The organism is Bradyrhizobium manausense, assembly GCF_001440035.1.
Taxonomy (GTDB): Bacteria; Pseudomonadota; Alphaproteobacteria; order Rhizobiales; family Xanthobacteraceae; genus Bradyrhizobium; species Bradyrhizobium manausense.
The window spans coordinates 581,011-601,473 of the sequence record NZ_LJYG01000108.1 but is presented as its reverse complement, the minus strand read 5'-3'; the positions used below and the strand labels follow the sequence as shown (position 1 = coordinate 601,473).

Below are 20,463 nucleotides of genomic sequence, written 5' to 3'. Positions count from 1 at the left end.
TGGTTCGGGGCCAGGGCCTTGCGGCGCTGGATGAGGGAATTCGATGATCGACTTTTTTACCCATAGTTTCAATACGTTGAGCCATGGGCTCCTCGGCTACGTCGTTCCCTTCCTGTTCGTCCTGACCATCGTCGTGTTCTTCCATGAGCTCGGCCATTTTCTGGTCGCGCGATGGGCAGGCGTTCGGGTGCTGACCTTCTCGCTCGGCTTCGGACCCGAGCTGGTCGGATTCAACGACCGCCACGGCACGCGCTGGAAGATCTCGGCGATCCCGCTTGGTGGCTACGTGAAGTTCTTCGGTGACGAGAGCGAGGCCTCGACGCCGTCGGCCGCGACCCTGGAAGCCATGACGGCGGAAGAGCGCGCCGGCAGCTTCCATCACAAGAAGGTCGGCCCGCGCGCCGCCATCGTCGCCGCCGGACCGATCGCCAACTTCATCCTCGGCGCCCTGATCTTCGCAGGCATGGCGCTGTATTACGGCAAGCCAAGCACGATCGCGCGCGTGGACGGCGTCGTCGCCGACGGTGCCGCGGCTGCCGCGGGCTTCAAGGTCGGCGACGTCGTCGTGCAGATCGATGGCAAGCCGATCGAGAGCTTTGCCGACATGCAGCGCATCGTTGCGACGAGCGCAGGTTCGGCCCTGGTTTTCCAGGTGAAGCGGGATGGTTCGGTGGTGTCGCTGACGGCGACGCCGGCGCTGCTCGAGCGCAAGGATCCGTTCGGCAATAGTCACAAGGTCGGCGTGCTCGGTGTCGAGCACAAGTCGCAGGCCGGTGAAGTTTCGACCTCGCCGGTCGGGGTCGGCGAGGCGCTCAAGATCGGGGTCGAGCAGGTCTGGTTCATCATCACCAGCACCTTCAAGTTCCTGGGCTCGCTGTTCGTCGGGCAGGGCAATCCGAACGAGGTCAGCGGCGTTCTCGGCATCGCCAAGATGTCGGGGCAGGCGGCCAGTGCCGGGTTCCAGTTCGTGATCAATCTGTGCGCGGTGCTGTCGGTCTCGATCGGCCTTCTGAACCTGTTCCCGATTCCGCTGCTCGATGGCGGTCACCTTCTGTTCTACACGGCCGAGATCGTCCGTGGCCGTCCGCTGTCCGAGCGGACCCAGGAGATGGGGTTCCGAATCGGGCTCGGTCTGGTGCTGATGCTGATGGTCTTTGCGACTTACAACGACATCCTGCGGATGGCCGCTTCCTGATCGGGGCTTTTTTGTGGCGTTGCTGTTAGGCAACGTCTTGGAATGAAATTGAAATTACCCTGTCAGCTGCCGTTTGCGATGTCGGGGAAATTAGCTACAAGCGGCTAGAACTTGGGGAATCTCCCAGACCGGCTTTGGGGTTGGGTCTGGTAAGTTGATAAGGGCGCGTTGCGCATGAAGTTTGGACTGCGACTCCGGGGGGGCTTGCTCGCAACCCTGATCATGTTCGGCGCGCCGGTGGTTGCCCCGGTTGGGGCTGTTTTGGTGTCTTCGTCTGCGCTCGCTCAGACCGTGCAGTCGATTTCCGTCGAAGGAAATCGCCGCGTCGAGGTGGAGACGATTCGGTCCTATTTCAAGCCTGGCCCGGGCGGGCGCCTCGATCAGGGCGCGATCGATGACGGCCTCAAGGCCCTGATCGAGACCGGCCTGTTCCAGGACGTGAAGATCAACCGCGGCCCGGGCGGCCAGCTGATCGTCTCGGTTGTGGAAAACCCGGTGATCGGGCGCATCGCGTTCGAGGGCAACAAGAAGATCAAGGACGAGCAGCTCACCGCCGAAGTGCAGTCCAAGGCGCGCGGCACCTTCTCCCGCGCCATGGTGCAGTCGGACACGCTGCGGATCGCCGAAATCTATCGCCGTTCCGGCCGCTATGACGTGACCGTCACGCCGGAGATCATCGAGCAGCCGAACAACCGCGTCGATCTCGTCTTCACGATCAACGAAGGTGCCAAGACCGGCGTCAAGTCGATCGAGTTCGTCGGCAACAACGCGTTCTCCTCCTACCGCCTGCGCGACGTCATCAAGACACGCGAGACCAATCTGCTGAGCTTCCTCGGCAGCGGCGACGTGTACGACCCCGATCGCGTCGAGGCCGACCGCGATCTGATTCGCCGCTTCTACCTGAAGAACGGCTTCGCCGACGTCCAGGTCGTGGCCGCGCTCACCGAATACGATCCGGAGAAGAAGGGCTTCAACGTCACCTTCAAGATCGAGGAAGGCCAGCAATATCGCGTCGGCACCGTCGATTTCCGCACCACCATCCCGAACTTCGACCCAACCACCTTGCGCTCCTTCTCGCGCGTCAATGTCGGTTCGCTCTACAACGTCGAATCGGTCGAGAAGTCGGTCGAGGACATGCAGATCGAAGCCTCGCGCCGCGGCTTTGCCTTCGCGGTGGTACGTCCGGCCGGCGATCGCAATTTCGATGCGCATACCGTCGCCGTTGTGTTCAACATCGACGAGGGGCCGCGCACCTACATCGAGCGCATCAACATCCGCGGCAACACCCGCACCCGCGACTACGTGATCCGCCGCGAGTTCGACATCTCGGAGGGCGATGCCTACAACCGTGCGCTGGTCGACCGCGCCGAGCGCCGCCTGAAGAACCTCGACTACTTCAAGACCGTGAAGATCACGACGGAGCCGGGTTCATCCAGCGACCGCGTGGTCCTGATCGTCGATCTCGAAGAGAAGTCGACCGGCGACTTCTCGGTCTCGGGCGGTTACTCCACCACGGACGGTGCGCTGGCCGAAGTCTCGGTCTCCGAGCGTAACCTGCTCGGCCGCGGCCTGTTCGCCAAGGCGTCGGTCACCTACGGCCAGTATGCGCGCGGCTATTCGCTCTCGTTCGTCGAGCCGTACCTGTTCGACTATCGTATCGCGCTGGGCCTCGACCTCTATCAGCGCCAGCAGCTGTCGAACAGCTACATCTCCTACGGCACCAAGACGCTCGGCTTCTCGCCGCGTCTCGGCTTCTCCTTGCGTGAAGATCTGTCGCTGCAGCTGCGCTACTCGATCTACCGGCAGGAAATCACGCTGCCGTCCTATCTGGCGAACTGTAACAACATCCCGACATCGGGCGCGTTCAATCCGAGCCCGGCCTACGCTGCCGTCAACGGTATTGATCTGACCTCGACCAACGGCCTCGGCTGCTACAGCGACGGCGAGGCTTCGCTGCCGGTGCGCAAGGAGCTTGCGAACGGCAAGACGCTGACCTCGGCGCTCGGCTACACGCTGACCTACAACACGCTCGACAACAACAAGAACCCGACCGACGGTCTGCTCGTCGACTTCAGGCAGGACTTCGCCGGTGTCGGCGGCGACGTCTCCTACCTGAAGACCGCCCTGGACGCGAAGTACTACCAGTCGCTGGTGTCTGATCTCGTCGGCCTCGTCCACCTCCAGGGCGGTGTCCTGAACAAGGTCGGCAGCAAGGACCTGCGTATGCTGGATCACTTCCAGATGGGCCCGAACCTCGTCCGCGGCTTCGCGCCGAACGGCATCGGCCCGCGCGACATCAACCCGTATGACACGCAGGACGCGCTCGGCGGCACCAAGTACTGGGGCGCTTCGCTCGAATTGCAGATGCCGTTCTGGTTCCTGCCGAAGGAAGTTGGTCTGAAGGGCGCGGTCTACGCCGACGCCGGCGGTCTGTACGACTATAAGGGCCCGACGACCTGGGCGCTGACAGGCGAAACCACGACGACCCAGAACTCGAACTGCACCGCGTCGACGATCAATCCAAACACTCCAGGAACCTGTACCGGCCTGGTCTACGATGACAGCAAGGTTATCCGGTCGTCGGTCGGTGTCGGCTTGATCTGGGCTTCGCCGTTCGGGCCGCTGCGCTTCGACTACGCAGTGCCGCTCACGAAGGGCAAGTATGACCGTACGCAGGAATTCCGGTTCGGCGGCGGCACCTCGTTCTAATTCGATCGGCAGGGCGTGACCGGCCGCTTGGGAATTCCTCCGGGAATTGCTGGGGGCCGGCCGCCAAAAAGATCGTGCTCAATCCGTGAGATTAGGCATGATACGGCCTGACCGCTTCATGCCGAAGCCGGACCGCGACGGGGTGGAATGGCACAGCCGACCTTCTTCAAGAAACCGCCTGCTACGGCGCTGGCCGATATCGCCACGCTGACCAAGGCGCAACTGGTCGATCCCAGCAGGGGCGGTCATGTCATCACGGGTCTCGCTTCGCTGGACGAAGCCGGCCCGATGCATCTGGCGTTCTTCGACAACCTCAAATACGCCGATGAGCTGAAGGCGACCAAGGCTGGTGCCTGCCTGGTGAGCCCGCGATTCGAGGCGCAGGTGCCCGCGCATACGGCCGTGCTGCGGGTGGCGCAGCCGTTCCGGGCGTTCGTCAGGATCGCCCGGGAATGGCACGCGGACGCATTGCGCCCGCAGTCCTGGTTCGGCAATGACGGCATTGCGGCATCGGCCATCATCGACCCGTCGGCAAGGCTGGAGGACGACGTCATCGTCGAGCCGCTGACCGTCATCGGTCCTGATGTGGAGATCGGCAGCGGCACCGTGATCGGGGCAGGCGTCGTCCTCGGGCCGGGCGTCAAGATCGGCCGCGACTGCAATGTCGGCGCACGCACGGCCATCCAATGCGCGCTGATCGGCAACAATGTGCTGATCCACCCCGGCTGCTCGATCGGCCAGGACGGCTACGGCTTCATCTTCTTCGGCCCTGAGGGCCATTTGAAGGTGCCCCAGACCGGTCGTGTGCTGATCCAGAACAATGTGGAAGTCGGTGCCGGCACCACCATCGATCGCGGCTCCCTGCGCGACACCGTGATCGGGGAGGGCACCAAAATCGACAATCAGGTCCAGATCGGCCACAATGTGACGATCGGCCGTAATTGCCTGCTGGCGGCCCAGATCGGGCTCGCGGGTAGCCTGACCATCGGCGACAACGTGGCGCTGGGAGCGAAGGTTGGTATCAACAATCACCTCAAGATCGGCGATGGGGCCCAGGTGACCGCCATGAGCGCGGTCAAGGACGACGTCCCGCCGGGGGGGCGTTGGGGCGGGCATTTCGCCAAGCCGACCAAACAATGGTTCAAGGAGATCATCGCGGTGGAGCGTCTGGTACGCGACAGCAAGACCGATCCGAAGGATGAGGGACGGGAATGACGGAGGAATCACCGATCAAGTTTGCGCTGGTGGACATCAATGCGATCCTCCAGACCCTGCCGCACCGTTTTCCGATGCTGCTGATCGACCGGGTGATCAACATCCGCGCTGATTACAGCGGCATCGGCATCAAGAACGTCACCTTCAACGAACCGGCTTTCCAGGGGCATTTCCCCGAGCGTCCGGTCTATCCCGGCGTCATGATGATCGAGGCGATGGCGCAGACCGCAGGCGTGATCGGCATCAAGTCGGTCGAGGGCACCGAGAAGCCGCGGGCGGTGTATTTTCTCACCATCGACAAGTGCAAGTTCCGCAAGCCGGTGCTGCCAGGCGATACCATCGAGTATCACATGCGCTCGCTCGGCCGCCGCAAGGCGATGTGGTGGTTTCACGGTGACGCCAAGGTCAACGGTCAGGTCGTCGCCGAGGCCGATGTCGGAGCCATGCTGACGGACTGAGGGGAGCCAGGCCTTCCGCTTGTCATTCCAGGGCGCGACGAAGTCGCCAGCCCGAAAATCCATTGGACTGCGGTGCTGGTGGTGAGATGGATTCCGGGCCTGCGCGCTTTGCACGCATCCCGGAATGACGGTCGACCCGAAACACGCCGAGATCATACGTCACTGGACAGATCGGGCGCAGTCACGCTAACAGGCGGAAAGCCGAGCAAGTTCAACACATAGTCAGACCTTGTTGATAAGTAAGATCGCTTGATGAGTAAGATCGACCCCACCGCGCGGGTGGAAGACGGCGCCGTGATCGGCGAAGGCACCGAGATCGGGCCCTTTTGCATCATCGGTCGCAACGCCCGGATCGGGGCCAATTGCAAGCTGCTCGGACAGGTCACCGTTATCGGCCACACCACGCTCGGCGACGGCTGCGTGATCTCGCCCTTCGCGGTGCTCGGCGGCGCGCCGCAGGATCTCAGCTACAAGGGCGAGCCGACCACGCTCGAGATCGGTTCCGGCAACGTCATCCGCGAGGGTTCGACGATGAATGTCGGCACCGTCAAGGGCGGTGGCAAGACGCGCGTCGGCAACGACGGCTACTTCATGAACAACAGCCATGTCGGTCACGATTGCGTGGTCGGCGACAACGCGATCTTCGCGACCTCGGCGACGCTCGGCGGCCATTGCGAGATCGGCGATGCCGTCTATATCGGCGGGTTGTCCGCGGTGCATCAGTTCACCCGCATCGGCTCCTATGTGATGGTCGGCGGCCTCTCGGGGGTGCGCGACGACATCATCCCGTATGGGCTCGCCAACGGCCAGTATGCGGTGCTGGAGAGCCTCAATTTGATCGGCATGAAGCGGCGCAAGTTCACCAAGCAGCGGCTTGCCACCGTGCGTGCGTTCTACCAAAAACTCTTCCACGGCCCCGGCACGTTCGCCGAGCGTCTGGAGGCGGTGCAGCCGCTTGCAAGCGAAGATCCCGCGATTGCGGAGATCCTCGGCTTCATCGGCAAGGGCAAGCGTCCACTCTGCCTTCCGACCATCGAGAAGTGATCCTGGCATGGCCGCGGACATGACATCGGCGGCATCACGGATTTCATCGCCGGTCGGCGTTGTCGCCGGCGGCGGCGCCATGCCGTTCGCGGTCGCCGACTCGCTCGCCGCGCGCGGCATCACGCCGGTGCTGTTTCCATTGCGCGGCGCCTGCGATCCGGTGCAGGTCGAGAAATTCCGCCATCGCTGGATCTCGGTCGGCCAGCTTGGCCGCGCCATGCGGCTGTTCCGCGAGGAGGGGTGCCGCGACCTGATCTTCATCGGCACCTTGGTGCGGCCCTCGCTCACCGAGATTCGCTTCGACATCAAGACGCTGCGATTGCTCGGCAACGTCATCCGTGCGTTCCGCGGCGGCGACGATCATCTGTTGTCAGGCGTCGGGCGGATCCTCGAGCAGGACGGCTTTCGCATGGTCGGCATCAAGGACGTCGCGCCCGACCTCCTGATGCCCGAGGGCTGCATCACCCGTGCCTGGCCGGCGGACAACGCCAAGGGCGACATCGAGCGCGGGCGCGCGGTGCTCACCGCGCTCGGGCCGTTCGATATCGGGCAGGCTGCGGTCGTGATCGACGGCCATGTGGTGGCGGTCGAGGACATCGAGGGCACCGATGCGCTGCTGGCGCGCGTTGCGCGCCTGCGCGAGGAGGGCCGCATCCGCGCGGCCACGCGGCGCGGCGTGCTGGTGAAGGCGCCGAAGAGCGGCCAGGACCTGCGCTTCGACCTGCCGACGATCGGCCCGCGTACGATCGAGGGCGTCGCCAGGGCCGGCCTTGCCGGTGTCGCCGTGATCGCCGGCAACACCATCGCTGCCGAGCCGCAGGCGATGATCGCGCTTGCCGACGCCAAATATCTTTTCGTTGTTGGTGTGCCGGCGTGATGCAGGTCCGCGATCCCATCAGGAAGATATTTCTGATCGCGACGGAGGAGTCCGGCGACCGGCTGGGCTCGGCGCTGATGAAGGTGCTGCGCCAGCGGCTGGGCGATGGCGTGCAGTTCGAAGGCGTCGGCGGCCTGACCATGGCGCGCGAGGGGCTCGAGACACTATTTCCGATCGAGGAGCTCTCCATCGTCGGCCTTGCCGCGGTGGTGCAGCAGCTGCCGAACATCCTGCGGCTGATCCGCGAAACAGCAGATGCCGTGACCGATGCCGCGCCCGATGCGCTCGTCATCATCGACAGTCCTGATTTCACCCATCGGGTCGCCCGCCGTGTGCGCGCGAAGAATCCGGCAATCCCTATCATCGACTATGTCTCGCCCTCGGTGTGGGCCTGGCGGCCGGGCCGCGCGCGCGCCATGCTCGGCTATGTCGATCATGTGCTCGGCCTCTTGCCGTTCGAGCCGGAGGAATATCGCAAGCTGGGCGGGCCGCCCTGCAGCTATGTCGGCCATCCCCTGACCGAGCAGCTGTCGTCGCTGCGGCCGGATGCCGACGAGCAACGGCGCCGCGATGGCGAGCCGCCGGTGCTGCTGGTTTTGCCGGGCAGCCGCCGCAGCGAGATCCGGCATCATCTCGACGTGTTCGGCGCGGCCATCGGCCGGTTGCAATCCAGTGGCACCAAATTCGAATTGATGCTGCCGACCATGCCGCATCTCGAAGCCACCATTCGCGCAGGCGTCGCAAACTGGCCAGTCAAACCTAGAATCGCGGTCGGTGAAACCGAAAAGCGCGCCGCGTTCCGGATCGCGCGCGCGGCCCTGGCAAAGTCCGGCACGGTGACGCTGGAGCTGGCCCTGTCAGGCATCCCAATGGTGACGGCTTATCGCGTCGGTGCGATGGAGGCCTTCATCCTGCGCCGCGCGATCCAGGTGTCTTCGGTGATCCTCGCCAATCTCGTGATCGGCAAGGATGTGGTCCCCGAATTCCTGCAGGAAGATTGCACACCGGAGAAGCTCGCCACAGCTCTCTCCGAGGTGCTGACCGACACCCCGCTGCGCCGCCGGCAGCTCGAAGCCTTCGCACAGCTCGACACCATCATGTCGACCGGCAACAAACCGCCAAGCGTGCTCGCCGCCGACATCGTGCTCGCGACGATGCGGAAGGGACGGTAGACGACGGTCTCGCAGGTCTCGTAGGGTGGGTTAGCGTCAGCGTAACCCACCTCTTTAGTTTCCGCGGTGGCAGAAGTGGTGGGTTACGCCGCGCAGATGCGCTTCGCGCAGCTGCACAGTTAACCCACCCTACGACACTACGACACTTCCCGTGCCGTTAGGCCAAGCCGCCATCGACCCGGAAGCACTGGCAGCTGATGCGCTGGCTCGCGTCCGACGCGAGATACAGCGCCATATTGGCGATATCGTCGGGCGTCACAGCATCGGGGACGGCCTGGCGCGCGCGCATCTCGGCGATCTGCCGCTCATCCGGATACCACAGCTTGCGCTGCCGTTCGGTGATCACCATCCCCGGCGCGATGGCGTTGACGCGGATGCGGTCCGGACCGAACTTGCGGCCGAGCGAATTGGTGAAACCGACAATCGCCGCCTTGGCCGCGGCGTAGACCGGCAGCCCCGGTGCGCCGCGCATCCAGGCGATCGAGGACATGTTGATGATCGAGCCGCCGCCGCGCGCCTGCATCTGCGGCACCACGGCTTGCGCGGCAAAGAAGACATGCTTGAAATTGACGCCCATCATCCAATCGAACTCCGACGGCGTCACATCTGCTAGCACCTGGCGCTGGTCGTTGGCGGCGTTGTTGACAAGGACCGCGGCATCGCCACGCGACGCGTGGATCTTCGCCAGCGCGGTGCGCAGCGCGTCGATATCGAGGAGATCGCAGGGCACGAACAGCGGTGCCGTGCCGGAGGTCTTGGCCACTTCCTGCACCAACGCTTCGCCCGCCTGCGTGTCGATGTCGAGGAAGGCGACTCGGGACCCCTGGGCGGCGAATGCGCGCGTAAAGGCGGCACCAATGCCGCTGGCGCCTCCGGTAATCACCACCACGCGATTGGCGAGGTCGGCATAGGTCGTCTGGGTCATGCGATCAGTCGCTCCGTCTCAGGGTCGAACAGGCAAATGCGCCTGATATCGAGGGCAAAGGAAAAGGTCGCGCCCGGCGCCGGGCGGATGTCCGGCGAGATGCGCGCCTGCGCAGGCTCGCCGCCAAGCCGCAGCAGGACGATGGTCTCCGCGCCGGTTGGCTCGACCAGCTCGACCGGTGCGGTGACGATGACGGGCGGGCCCGCGGCACCTGAGAACACGCGATCGCCTTCGGCGACGCATTCGGGCCTGATCCCGAGCACCACCTCGCGGCCGATATAGGAGGCGGCGGCCTCATAGCCCTGCAGGTGGAGACGGACCTCGTCCGGCCGCCCGGCGCCGATCACGGCCACCGCGCCGCCGCCGTCGGCCTCGAGCCGGGCCGGCATCGTGTTCATCGGCGGCGAGCCCATGAAGCGGGCGACGAAGAGGTTGGCGGGATAGCGGTAGACGGTGTCGGGGTCGGCGAATTGCTGCACCACGCCGCGATGCATCACGGCAATGCGGGTCGCCATCGTCATCGCCTCGATCTGGTCGTGGGTGACATAGACGATGGTGGCGCCGATCCGCTGGTGCAGCCGCTTGATTTCCATGCGCATCTCGACGCGCAGCTTGGCGTCGAGATTGGAGAGCGGCTCGTCGAACAGGAAGAGCAGGGGGTCGCGCACCAGGGCACGTCCCATCGCTACGCGCTGGCGCTGTCCGCCTGACAGTTGCGACGGTTTGCGGCCGAGCAGCGGCTCGATCTGGAGCAGCCTTGCGACGTTCGCCAGCGCCTTCTCCTGCTCGGCCTTGGCAACGCCGCGGCATTCCATGCCGAAGGTGATGTTCTGGCGCACCGTCATCGAGGGATAGAGCGCATAGGACTGGAACACCATGGCGATGTCGCGGTCCTTGGGCGGGACGTCATTGACCACACGCCCGCCGATCTCGATCGTGCCGTCGCTGGCGCGATCGAGCCCGGCGACGATGTTGAGCAGCGTGGACTTGCCGCAGCCGGACGGCCCCACCAGCACGGTGAACTCGCCGCTCTCGATGTCGAGGTCGATGCCCTTCAGCACCTCGAGATTGGCGTAGCGCTTGGACAGGGCGCGAATGCTCAGTGCTGCCATGACACATCCATCATTTCACGGCCCCGGCAGTGAGGCCGCGTACAAAATATCTGCCGCCGAACAGATAGATCAGCAAAGTCGGCAGCGCTGCGATGATCACCGCGGCGCTCTGCACACCTTGCTTGGGGATATCTGCAATTGGTGTAGACAGTGCGATGAGCGCGGCCGTCACCGGCTGCTGCTGGCCGGTCGTGAAGGTCACGCCATAGAGGAATTCATTCCAGATATGGGTGAACTGCCAGATCACGGTGACGATCAGGATGGGGGCCGAGAGCGGCAGGATGATACGCCAGAAGATGCGGAAGAAGCCGGCGCCATCGATGCGTGCGGCCCGGATCAGCTCGTGCGGAATGGCGATGTAGTAGTTGCGGCAGAACAGCACTGTGAAGGAGAGACCCTGGATGGTGTGGATCAGCACGAGACCCGACAGCGTGTTGATGAGCCCGATGTCCCGCAGCACGATGGTCCAGGGCAACAGGCGCATCTGCTGGGGCAGGAACAGGCCAAGGGTGACGATGCCGTAGATCCAAACGTCGCCGCGAAAGCGCCAGAGCGACACGGCGTAACCGGCGACAGCACCGAGCAGGGTCGAGAAGATCGTTGCCGGGATCGTGACGAGCGCCGAGTTCAGCATGTATGGCCGGATGCCGGCGCAGGTCTCGGCGACGCAAAAGCCGCTCCAGGCCAGGGCATAATTGCCAAAGGCCCAGTGTTGCGGCCAGCCGATCATCGAGCTCTGCGCGATCTCCTCATTGGTCCGAAGCGAGTTCAGGATGACGACGACCAGCGGCGCAAGGTAGGCGGCCGCGAACAAGGTCACGATCAGATAGATCAGAGCCCGGCTTGGGGTGAAGCTTCGGTCACGCATGGGCTGCCCGCCGTTGCCGGACATAGCGCCAGGCCGCATAGGGCAGCAGCACCGCAAGAAGGATGAGCAACATCAGCACCGCCGCCGCCGCGCCCCGACCGAGCTGGCTGCGCTGGAACATCAAATCATAGACAACGAGCGCCGGCAGCTGGGTCGCGATTCCCGGCCCGCCATTGGTGAGTGCGCGGACGAGGTCGAAGGCCGAGATCGCAAACTGCAACTGGACAACCACGACCGTGACGGTGATCGGCCAAAGCGTCGGCAGAATGACGCGCCAATAGGTTCTGACAGGCCCGGCACCGTCGATCTGTGCCGCCTTGATGATATCGGAATCGACGGAGCGAAGGCCGGCCAGGAAGAGGGCCATGGCAAAGCCCGATGATTGCCAGATCGCGGCGATGACAATGGTCCAGATCGCCATGTCGCGGTTGACCAGCCAGTCGAAGTGGAAGGAGGTCCAGCCGAGATCATGGGCGAGCTTCTCGATGCCGATGCCCGGATTGAGCAGCCAGCTCCACACCGTGCCTGTCACCACGAAGGACACGGCCAGGGGATACAGGAAGATGGTCCGCAGCACGTTCTCGCCGCGAATGCGCTGATCGAGCAGGATCGCGAGCAGCAGGCCGGTCGTCAAACTGAGCAGCACGAAAGCGATGCCGAACAGCAGCAGATTGTCGAAGGCAATCTGCCAGTTTCGCGACGCCAGGACCGAATTGTAGTTGCGCAAACCGACCCAGCCCGTCACGGGAACGAGGGTGGAGGGCGTGAACGAAATCCAGATGGTCCAGATCGAAAACGAGATGAGGTGCGCTGCTGATAACAGCAGCGGCACCCAGATCATCAGAAATTCGGGCAGCCGGCGCACCATCTCGGAGGTTGCCGACCGGCCCGGCCGTGTTGCTGTCGAGACGAGTTCGGTCAACGTGCGCCCTCGACGGCGTCGGCGAGGCGGCTGACCGCCTCCTCCGGCTTGATCGTCTTGTTCTTCACATATTCGGTGATGACGTCGATCATCGCGGCGGTCAGGCCGTTTTCCTGGGCCATGTTATGGGCGAGGCTGAGGACGGCCTGATTGTTGCCCATGGCATTCTTCAGTGCGGCCGCGGTTGTCCGTTGACCCTCCGACCAGCCCTCGCCGGACAGGTCGACATCGGTGCGCACCGGTATCGATCCCGTGATTTGCGAATACATGGTCTGGATCGCCGGGTCCATCACGAGCTGTGCCATCAACATCTGGCCGGCCTGCAGATCAGCCTCCTTGCGCTGCCAGAAGATGAAGGCATCGGCATTCAACAGGAAGACAGGCTTGCCGTTGTCACTGGGGCCGGGAGTGATGACGTAGTCGTCGAACTTGAAGCCGGCGTTCTTCAATACGCCCTGCGCCCAGCCGCCCATGATCAGCATGCCCATGTCGCCGTCGACGAAGCGCTTCAGATTGGTGGCATAGGGTTGGACGCCGACGTTGGGATCACACCATTCGGAGATCTTGCGCGTCTGCGCGAAGGCTGCCTTCATCTCGGGGCCCTCCAGCGCCTTCTTGTCGAGATTCATGCAGGCGGCGCGGTAGGCCGTCGGGCTGATGCCGGCGAGCGACGCCTCGAATTTCTGCCCGTCGTCGGCGCGGGTGCCGCCGTTGGCGAGGGGGTAGGCCATTCCGGCCGACTTCATTTTCTCGGCAAGGTCGTTGAAGTCAGCCCAGGTGACGGGGACCTTGTCAGCCTTGGCCTTGTCCATTCCGCGCTTGGAGAGAAACAGCATGTTCGTGCTGTAAATCTGTAGCGGCAGCGCAATCCACTTTCCGGCCGGCTTGTGCAGCTTTGCAAGATCCGGCGCGACGACCTTCTCGTAGCCGGCAGAAGCGACCACGGCGTCGAGATCGACGGTCGGCGCAATCTTCGACCAGGCGGCAATCTCGGGGCCCTTGAGCTGCGAGCAGGCCGGCGGGTCGCCAGCGATGATCTGCGCACGCAGCTTGTTCATCATGTCCGTGGTGAAGCCGGGGACAGGCGAATGCTGCCAGACGCCGCCTTTCTCCTCGAATTTCTTGCCGAGCGCGGTGATGGCGGCACCATCGCTGCCTGCGGACCATTGCGAGATGGCGGTGAGGCGCGGCTTGACCGCGCCTTGCGCGCGGGCAAAGGCCGGCAGCGCCAGCGCAGCAGCAGATCCAGCGAGCAGACGGCGCCTTGTTGTTGTGATCGGCATGGCTAGTTCCTCCCGGGTGTGAAGTGTTGCGCCGTTCTGGCGCTGATGTTGGCGTGCGCGAGCCGCACGCGGCTTTAAGTCATGTCAGGCGGCCTCCGTCGATGCGGCGGNGGGCATGCCGCCGGATCTCGCCAGGCAGAAGGCGGCGAAGGCGAGGGCGGCCTGCGGGTCCTTGCCGGTCGAGGGTGGCACGAAGGCGAGCGACACCTGCGCCAGCTTCCGGCCGCCGAGCAGGCAGGAATCGATGCCGTCGCTCACGGCTTTTCGATCCTCTTCCGCAAGAAGCGATGGCCAGCCGCTGACGACAACGCCGCGACATGGTTTGACGTTCAACGTGTTGCCGATGGCGAGGCCAAGACGAAACAACCGCTGGCGCAATTCCTGGCGCAGCCGCGCCGTGAGCGGAAACGTTGTCGCCCAGTCAGTGCCGAGCTGCAGCAATTCTGCTTCGGTCATGCGCAGCAGCTTGGCCAGCGCTGGCAACGACGTGTAGGCTTCGACGCAGCCTTGATGTCCGCAGCGACAACGGGGCCCGTCGGTTCCGAACACCATGTGGCCGAGCTCGACCGGCTCGAGTGCGTCGTCCTCGATCGGATCATCGATCCAGGCGCCCGCGACACCCTGGCCGACAAAGACGAACAAATGCGCGTCGGTGAACGGATAGTTCTCGTTGCGGCAGCGGTGAAAGGTGGCGTGCGCCACCACCGAATTGGTGAAGGCAACAGGCACGCCCGCGAACATCTCGACGAGCATGTCGCCGATACCTGCGACATCGCAGGGAATGATCGGATTGCCAAATTCACTCAGACGGCCGAGGCCTGGAACGGTCACGCCGATTTGTGCGAGCCTGATCCGGCGGCGGCGCGTCCGGTCGCGCAGCAAGTTCAGAGCGTCGCCGAATACCCGGCTGACTGTTTCGACGGTCGGCTTCCGCGGCAGCGGCACACGTTCGATGTCATGCAGCTCGCCGGACAAACCACCAACACCGACGCTGAGCCATTCTCCGGTGAGCTCGAGGGCGCCAAGCGCCACCGTGGGATCGAGCGAGACGAGACCCGTCGGGCCGCCGACATAGGGGGCAGGGCGCCTGACTTCCTCGATCAGGCCTTCGGCCTTCAGGTCGAACAGGATGCGCGACAGGCTTGCTTCGGACAAGCGCACGGCTTTCGCCAGCGGCGGCCGGAACGAACCGCCGGACTGAAGCAAGTGAGTCAAAATGGCAGCGCGCGTCTGCCGCCGACTTCTCGGCTGCTCCGGCATTTCATCCCTGTCGTCATTCTTACTTAGTGTAAGAATTTGCGCGCGGAGCGTTTCGACTGTCAAGCGCTCGTCGGTGTGATGCGCCGACTTGTTGTTGTGCGGGGCAGCACGGACCGGGAAAGGTTCGTAGTTTCGTAGGGTGAGCAAAGCGAAGCGTGCCCACCGCCTCTCGCGATGCGGACATAAGCCGTGGGCACGCTTCGCTTTGCCCACCCTACGGCACTACGGCACCTGCGCAAAACGAAAACGGCGCCATCTTGCGATGGCGCCGTTTCGAAAGCCGTATCGGCGAAGACTTACTTGCGATCCTTGATCGCGACGTAGTCGCGGCGGGTGACGCCGGTGTAGAGCTGGCGCGGGCGGCCGATCTTCTGCTGCGGATCCTCGATCATCTCGCTCCACTGGCTGATCCAGCCGACGGTGCGGGCGACCGCGAACAGCACGGTGAACATCGAGACCGGGAAGCCCATCGCCTTCAGCGTGATGCCCGAATAGAAGTCGACGTTCGGGTAGAGCTTGCGGTCGATGAAGTACTGGTCGCTGAGCGCGATCTTCTCGAGCTCCATCGCCACCTTCAGCATCGGATCGTCGCCATGCCCGGTCTCCTTGAGCACGGCGTGACACATCTTCTGCATGATCTTGGCGCGCGGATCGTAATTCTTGTAGACGCGGTGACCGAAGCCCATCAGGCGGACTTCGGAGTTCTTGTCCTTCACCTTGGCGATGAACTCGGGGATCTTGTCCACGGTGCCGATCTCGGCGAGCATCGCCAGCGCGGCTTCGTTGGCGCCGCCATGTGCCGGGCCCCAGAGGCAGGCGATGCCGGCGGCGATGCAGGCGAACGGGTTGGCGCCGGAGGAGCCGGCGATGCGCACCGTCGAGGTCGAAGCGTTCTGCTCGTGGTCGGCGTGCAGGATGAAGATCTTGTCCAGCGCGTCAGCCAGCACCGGGTTGATCTTGTACTCCTCGCAAGGCACGGCGAAGCACATGTGCAGGAAGTTTTCGGCGAACTTCAGCGAGTTCTTCGGGTACATGAAGGGCTGGCCGATCGTGTACTTGTAGGCCATCGCCGCCAGCGTCGGGATCTTCGCGATCATGCGCATGGAGGCGATCATGCGCTGCTTGGGATCGTTGATGTCGGTCGAGTCGTGATAGAACGCGGCCAGTGCGCCGACCGAGGCCACCATGACCGCCATCGGATGGGCGTCGCGGCGGAAGCCCTGGAAGAAGCGGGCCATCTGCTCGTGCACCATCGTGTGATGGATCACGCGGTCGTCGAAATCCTTCTTCTGCGCGGCGGTCGGCAGCTCTCCGTAGAGCAGCAAATAGCAGGTCTCGAGGAAGTCGCCGTGCTCGGCGAGCTGCTCGATCGGATAGCCGCGGTATTCCAGCACGCCCGCGTCACCGTCGATATAGGTGATCTTGGACTGGCAGCTCGCGGTCGAGGTGAAGCCGGGGTCGTAGGTGAACAGGCCGGACTGGCCGTACAGCTTGCCGATATCGATGACATCAGGTCCGACGCTGCCGCTGTGAATCGGGAGATCGTAGTTCTTGTTTCCGACCGTCAGCGTGGCGGTCTTATTGCTCGATTTTGCGTCCATCAGAGGTCCCCGATGTAAGGTGAAACGGGCCGGACCCGGAAGGCCCCGAAGACGTGGTGGGGCAGGCCGGATATTCCAGAAGGTACGGCCAAGATGGGTATATTATTGCTGTGTGCGCTGCAAGATGGCGCTACGCAAGGTGGACTTACGTCGTAGCCTATTCCTTGGCCTGGTCTGCAAGCCGGGCGAGGCTTTCCTGGCGTCCCAGCACGTCCAAAACCTCAAAAATACCCGGCGAGGTGGTGCGGCCGGTCAGCGCCGCCCGCAAAGGCTGGGCGACCGCGCCGAGCTTGAGACTATTTTCCTCGGCAAAGGCGCGCAGCGCGGCCTCGGTGGTAGCGCCGCTCCAGGTCTCGACTTTCTCCAGCGCGGAATGAAGCTGGCCGATCAGCTTGCGGTTGTCGGCCGTCAGCAGGGCCGCCGCCTTCGGGTCGAGCTGCAGCGGCCGGTCGGCGAAGATGAAATAGGCGCCGTCGATCAGCTCGAGCAGCGTCTTGGCGCGCTCCTTCAGGGACGGCATGGCCTTGAGCAGCTGGGCGCGCGTGGTGTCGTTTAACTTGGCTTTGATCTCGTCGCGCGCGGGCACGACGTGGTCGAGCACGTCCTCGAACATCTTCACGAGTGATTGATCGTCGGCGTGGCGGATGTAGTGGCCGTTGAGGTTCTCCAGCTTGGCGAAGTCGAAGCGGGCGGCGGCGCGGCCGACATTGGCGAGGTCGAACGCCGCGATCATCTCCTCGGTCGAGAAAATCTCCTGGTCGCCATGGCTCCAGCCGAGACGGACGAGGTAATTGCGCAGCGCGGCCGGGAGGTATCCCATGGCGCGGTAGGCATCGACGCCGAGCGCGCCGTGGCGCTTGGAGAGTTTTGACCCGTCCGGACCGTGGATCAGCGGGATGTGGGACATGTTCGGCAACGCCCAGCCCATCGCATCGTAGATCTGCTTCTGGCGGGCGGCGTTGATGAGGTGGTCGTCACCGCGGATGACGTGGGTGACGCCCATGTCGTGGTCGTCCACGACCACCGCCAGCATGTAGGTCGGGTTGCCATCACCGCGCAGCAGGACGAGGTCGTCAAGGTTCTCATTCTGCCAGACCACGCGCCCTTGCACCTGGTCCTCGATCACGGTCTCGCCGGTCTGCGGCGCGCGCAGACGGATGGTCGGCTTGACGTCAGCAGGCGCGGTGGCCGGATCGCGATCGCGCCACATGCCATCATAGAGGCGGGTGCGCCCTTCCGCGCGCGCCTTCTCGCGCATGGCGGCGAGCTCCTCGGCGGTGGCGTAGCAGCGATAAGCCTTGCCGTCGGCGAGCAGCTGCTCGGCGACTTCGCGATGGCGGGCGGCGCGGCTGAACTGATAGATGACGTCGCCATCCCAGCCGAGCTCCAGCCATTTCAGCCCGTCCAGAATGGCGCCGATCGCGGCCTCGGTGGAACGCTCCCGGTCGGTGTCCTCGATCCGCAGCAGCATCTTGCCGCCGTGCTTCTTTGCATAGAGCCAGTTGAACAGCGCCGTGCGGGCGCCCCCGATATGGAGGAAGCCGGTCGGGGAGGGAGCAAAGCGGGTGACGATGGGATCAGTCATTCGTGGCAGGGCCTATGCATGGGAGGCGGTGGTATATAACAGGACCGGAGCATAACTAAAGCCCGCCAGCGGACGTCATAAGGCCTTGGCTCAGCCAAGCGAATTTGGCAGAAGGACCGCTGATTTCCCTACAGGATTTTTCGTAATGACAGAACCGGTGGCGACTGAGGTTGGGCGCGATTTCATTCGTGACATCATCCAGGCCGACCTCGATCAGGCCAAGTACAAGGAGATCGTGACCCGGTTCCCGCCGGAGCCGAACGGTTACCTGCATATCGGCCACGCCAAGTCGATCGCGCTCAATTTCGGCATCGCCCAGGAGTTTCCGGGCCGCTGCCATCTGCGCTTCGACGACACCAACCCGGTCAAGGAAGAGCAGGAATATATCGATTCCATCCAGGCCGACGTGCACTGGCTCGGCTACGACTGGGGCAAGAACCTGTTCTACGCCTCGGACTATTTCGACCGCCTGTATGAATGGGCGGAGAAGCTGATCCGCGACGGGCTCGCTTATGTCGACGACCAGTCCCAGGAGGAGATCCGCCTCTCGCGCGGCACGTTGACCGACCCCGGCAAGAACTCGCCGTTCCGCGACCGCAGCGTGGAGGAGAACCTCGACCTGTTCCGCCGCATGAAGTCAGGCGAATTCCCCAACGGCGCGCGCGTGCTGCGGGCCAAGATCGACATGTCCTCGGGCAACATCAATCTGCGCGATCCGGTGCTCTACCGCATCCTGCATGCGCATCATCCGCGCACCGGGACCAAATGGTGTATCTATCCGAGCTACGACTATGCCCATGGCCAGTCGGATGCGATTGAAGGCATTACGCACTCGATCTGCACGCTGGAGTTCGAGGATCACCGGCCGCTCTACGACTGGTTCATCGAAAAGCTGCCGGTGCCGTCCAAGCCGCACCAGTACGAAATGGCGCGGCTCAATCTGACCTACACGCTGCTGTCCAAGCGCGTGCTGACCCAGCTCGTCCGCGACGGCCATGTCGCCGGCTGGGACGATCCACGCATGCCGACCATGGCGGGGATGCGCCGCCGCGGCGTGCCGCCGGCGGCCTTGCGCGAATTCGTCAAGCGGATCGGCGTCGCCAAGGCCAACAGCGTGGTCGATGTCGGCATGCTCGAGTTCTGCATCCGCGAGGAGCTGAACCGTACGGCGCAGCGCCGCATGGCGGTCTTGAAGCCGCTCAAGATCGTGATCGAGAACTATCCGGAAGGGCAGACCGAGGAGCTCGAGGCGATCAACCATCCGGATGATTCCTCGGCAGGGACGCGGAAGATCACGTTCGGCCGCGAGCTCTATATCGAGCAGGACGACTTCATGGAGAACCCGCCGAAGAAGTTCTTCCGCCTCTCGCCCGGCAACGAGGTGCGGCTGCGCTACGCCTATTTCGTCAAGTGCACCGGCGTGATCAAGAACGACAAGGGCGAGGTGGTGGAACTGCGCTGCACCTACGATCCCGCGACCAAGGGCGGCAACGCGCCTGACGGCCGCAAGGTCAAGGCGACCATGCACTGGCTGCCGGCGGCCAATTCGGTGCCGGCGGAAATCCGCATCTACAACCAGCTGTTCGCCAATCCGAGCCCGGACGCCCAAAATTTCGCGGCCGATCTCAATCCGAACTCGCTGGAGATCCTCAGCGATGCCCGGGTCGAGGCCTCGGTTGCCGCGAGCAATTCGAGCGAACCGATGCAGTTCGAGCGCCAGGGCTATTTCGTGCGCGACAAGGACTCCACGCCCGGCAAGCCGGTGTTTTCACGCACCATCGGCCTGCGCGATACGTTCGCGAAGGAAGTGGCCAAGGGCTGACAAACGAATGAGCGGTGAGGTCGATGCCATCGTTTCCGCCACCATCGCGAAATGGTGCGCCGGCTTCGCAATGCTCGATGCGGTCGCGCTGTCGTCGCTGTATTCGAAGAATGCCTTTTTCTTCGGCTCCAATCCGAAACTCTATCGGGGCAGGGATGGCGTTGCCGAATACTTCAACGGCCTGCCGCGCTGGCGCGAGCCGAGCGCGGCATTTTCCGACGTGCAGGCGGCGCAGGCCGGTCCTGACCTCATCAACATGGGCGCAACCATCACGTTCAACTTCGCCGGCGAACGCTCTGATCTCGTCGTCAAGATGAGCTGGGTCATCATCCGCGAGGACGGCGACTGGAAGATCGTCAATCACCACGCCTCGGCAAAGGCGCCGTTGATCTGACGCACGGCATCGTCATTCCGG

17 protein-coding genes are annotated in these 20,463 nt (G+C 63.8%); 9 read left to right on the top strand and 8 right to left on the bottom strand.

The genetic code is table 11. From position 1 onward, the window contains the following. The first annotated feature begins 43 nt into the window (after positions 1-43). The 7 genes from rseP to lpxB all read left to right on the top strand — a co-directional run bounded on the left by rseP (position 44) and on the right by lpxB (position 8,670). Positions 44-1,195 (top strand): RIP metalloprotease RseP, encoded by a 1,152-nt coding sequence (gene rseP / locus AOQ71_RS32975; RefSeq protein WP_057756067.1) that lies wholly within the window; start codon positions 44-46, stop codon positions 1,193-1,195. A gap of 174 nt (positions 1,196-1,369) precedes the next feature. Further along, positions 1,370-3,904, top strand: coding sequence for an outer membrane protein assembly factor BamA (gene bamA, locus AOQ71_RS32970; RefSeq protein WP_057756731.1), 2,535 nt, complete (start codon positions 1,370-1,372; stop codon positions 3,902-3,904). Positions 3,905-4,051: 147 nt separating this feature from the next. After that, entirely contained in the window at positions 4,052-5,119 is a 1,068-nt protein-coding gene (lpxD, locus tag AOQ71_RS32965; RefSeq protein ID WP_057756064.1) for a UDP-3-O-(3-hydroxymyristoyl)glucosamine N-acyltransferase, read from the top strand. Further along, positions 5,116-5,577, top strand: a complete 462-nt coding sequence (gene fabZ / locus AOQ71_RS32960) for a 3-hydroxyacyl-ACP dehydratase FabZ (protein WP_057756061.1) — start codon at positions 5,116-5,118, stop codon at positions 5,575-5,577. The genes lpxD and fabZ overlap by 4 nt, the downstream gene beginning before the upstream one ends. A gap of 252 nt (positions 5,578-5,829) precedes the next feature. Then, positions 5,830-6,621, top strand: a complete 792-nt coding sequence (gene lpxA, locus AOQ71_RS32955) for an acyl-ACP--UDP-N-acetylglucosamine O-acyltransferase (protein ID WP_057756058.1) — start codon at positions 5,830-5,832, stop codon at positions 6,619-6,621. A gap of 19 nt (positions 6,622-6,640) precedes the next feature. Continuing rightward, positions 6,641-7,498, top strand: a complete 858-nt coding sequence (locus AOQ71_RS32950; protein ID WP_057756730.1) for an LpxI family protein — start codon at positions 6,641-6,643, stop codon at positions 7,496-7,498. Continuing rightward, positions 7,495-8,670, top strand: a complete 1,176-nt coding sequence (lpxB, locus tag AOQ71_RS32945) for a lipid-A-disaccharide synthase (RefSeq protein WP_083514654.1) — start codon at positions 7,495-7,497, stop codon at positions 8,668-8,670. Before AOQ71_RS32950 ends, lpxB begins: the two co-directional genes overlap by 4 nt. A 157-nt stretch (positions 8,671-8,827) precedes the next feature. On the opposite strand, the gene AOQ71_RS32940 is transcribed toward lpxB, so the two are convergent. The 8 genes from AOQ71_RS32940 to gltX form a co-directional block, all read right to left on the bottom strand. Then, on the bottom strand, positions 8,828-9,595 hold the full coding sequence (locus tag AOQ71_RS32940; RefSeq protein WP_057756052.1) for an SDR family NAD(P)-dependent oxidoreductase: 768 nt from the start codon (positions 9,593-9,595) through the stop codon (positions 8,828-8,830). Then, entirely contained in the window at positions 9,592-10,707 is a 1,116-nt protein-coding gene (locus tag AOQ71_RS32935; protein ID WP_057756050.1) for an ABC transporter ATP-binding protein, read from the bottom strand. Before AOQ71_RS32935 ends, AOQ71_RS32940 begins: the two co-directional genes overlap by 4 nt. Before the next feature lie 10 nt (positions 10,708-10,717). Then, positions 10,718-11,575 (bottom strand): carbohydrate ABC transporter permease, encoded by an 858-nt coding sequence (locus tag AOQ71_RS32930; RefSeq protein WP_057756728.1) that lies wholly within the window; start codon positions 11,573-11,575, stop codon positions 10,718-10,720. Next, positions 11,568-12,443 (bottom strand): carbohydrate ABC transporter permease, encoded by an 876-nt coding sequence (locus AOQ71_RS32925; RefSeq protein WP_057756047.1) that lies wholly within the window; start codon positions 12,441-12,443, stop codon positions 11,568-11,570. Before AOQ71_RS32925 ends, AOQ71_RS32930 begins: the two co-directional genes overlap by 8 nt. A gap of 50 nt (positions 12,444-12,493) precedes the next feature. Then, entirely contained in the window at positions 12,494-13,780 is a 1,287-nt protein-coding gene (locus tag AOQ71_RS32920; protein ID WP_057756044.1) for an ABC transporter substrate-binding protein, read from the bottom strand. Between the two features lie 111 nt (positions 13,781-13,891). After that, a partial coding sequence (locus tag AOQ71_RS32915; protein WP_245317293.1) for an ROK family transcriptional regulator occupies positions 13,892-15,040 on the bottom strand: 1,149 nt, incomplete at its 3' end. Between the two features lie 296 nt (positions 15,041-15,336). Beyond that, positions 15,337-16,641, bottom strand: coding sequence for a citrate synthase (gltA, locus tag AOQ71_RS32910; RefSeq protein WP_057756039.1), 1,305 nt, complete (start codon positions 16,639-16,641; stop codon positions 15,337-15,339). A 157-nt stretch (positions 16,642-16,798) separates the two neighbouring features. Continuing rightward, positions 16,799-18,226, bottom strand: coding sequence for a glutamate--tRNA ligase (gltX, locus tag AOQ71_RS32905; protein ID WP_057756038.1), 1,428 nt, complete (start codon positions 18,224-18,226; stop codon positions 16,799-16,801). 145 nt (positions 18,227-18,371) lie between these two features. Between gltX and AOQ71_RS32900 the strand changes: the two genes are divergently transcribed. Continuing rightward, entirely contained in the window at positions 18,372-20,048 is a 1,677-nt protein-coding gene (locus AOQ71_RS32900; RefSeq protein WP_057756035.1) for a glutamine--tRNA ligase/YqeY domain fusion protein, read from the top strand. Positions 20,049-20,055: 7 nt separating this feature from the next. Beyond that, positions 20,056-20,442, top strand: coding sequence for a nuclear transport factor 2 family protein (locus tag AOQ71_RS32895; RefSeq protein ID WP_057756033.1), 387 nt, complete (start codon positions 20,056-20,058; stop codon positions 20,440-20,442). Positions 20,443-20,463 lie beyond the last annotated feature (21 nt).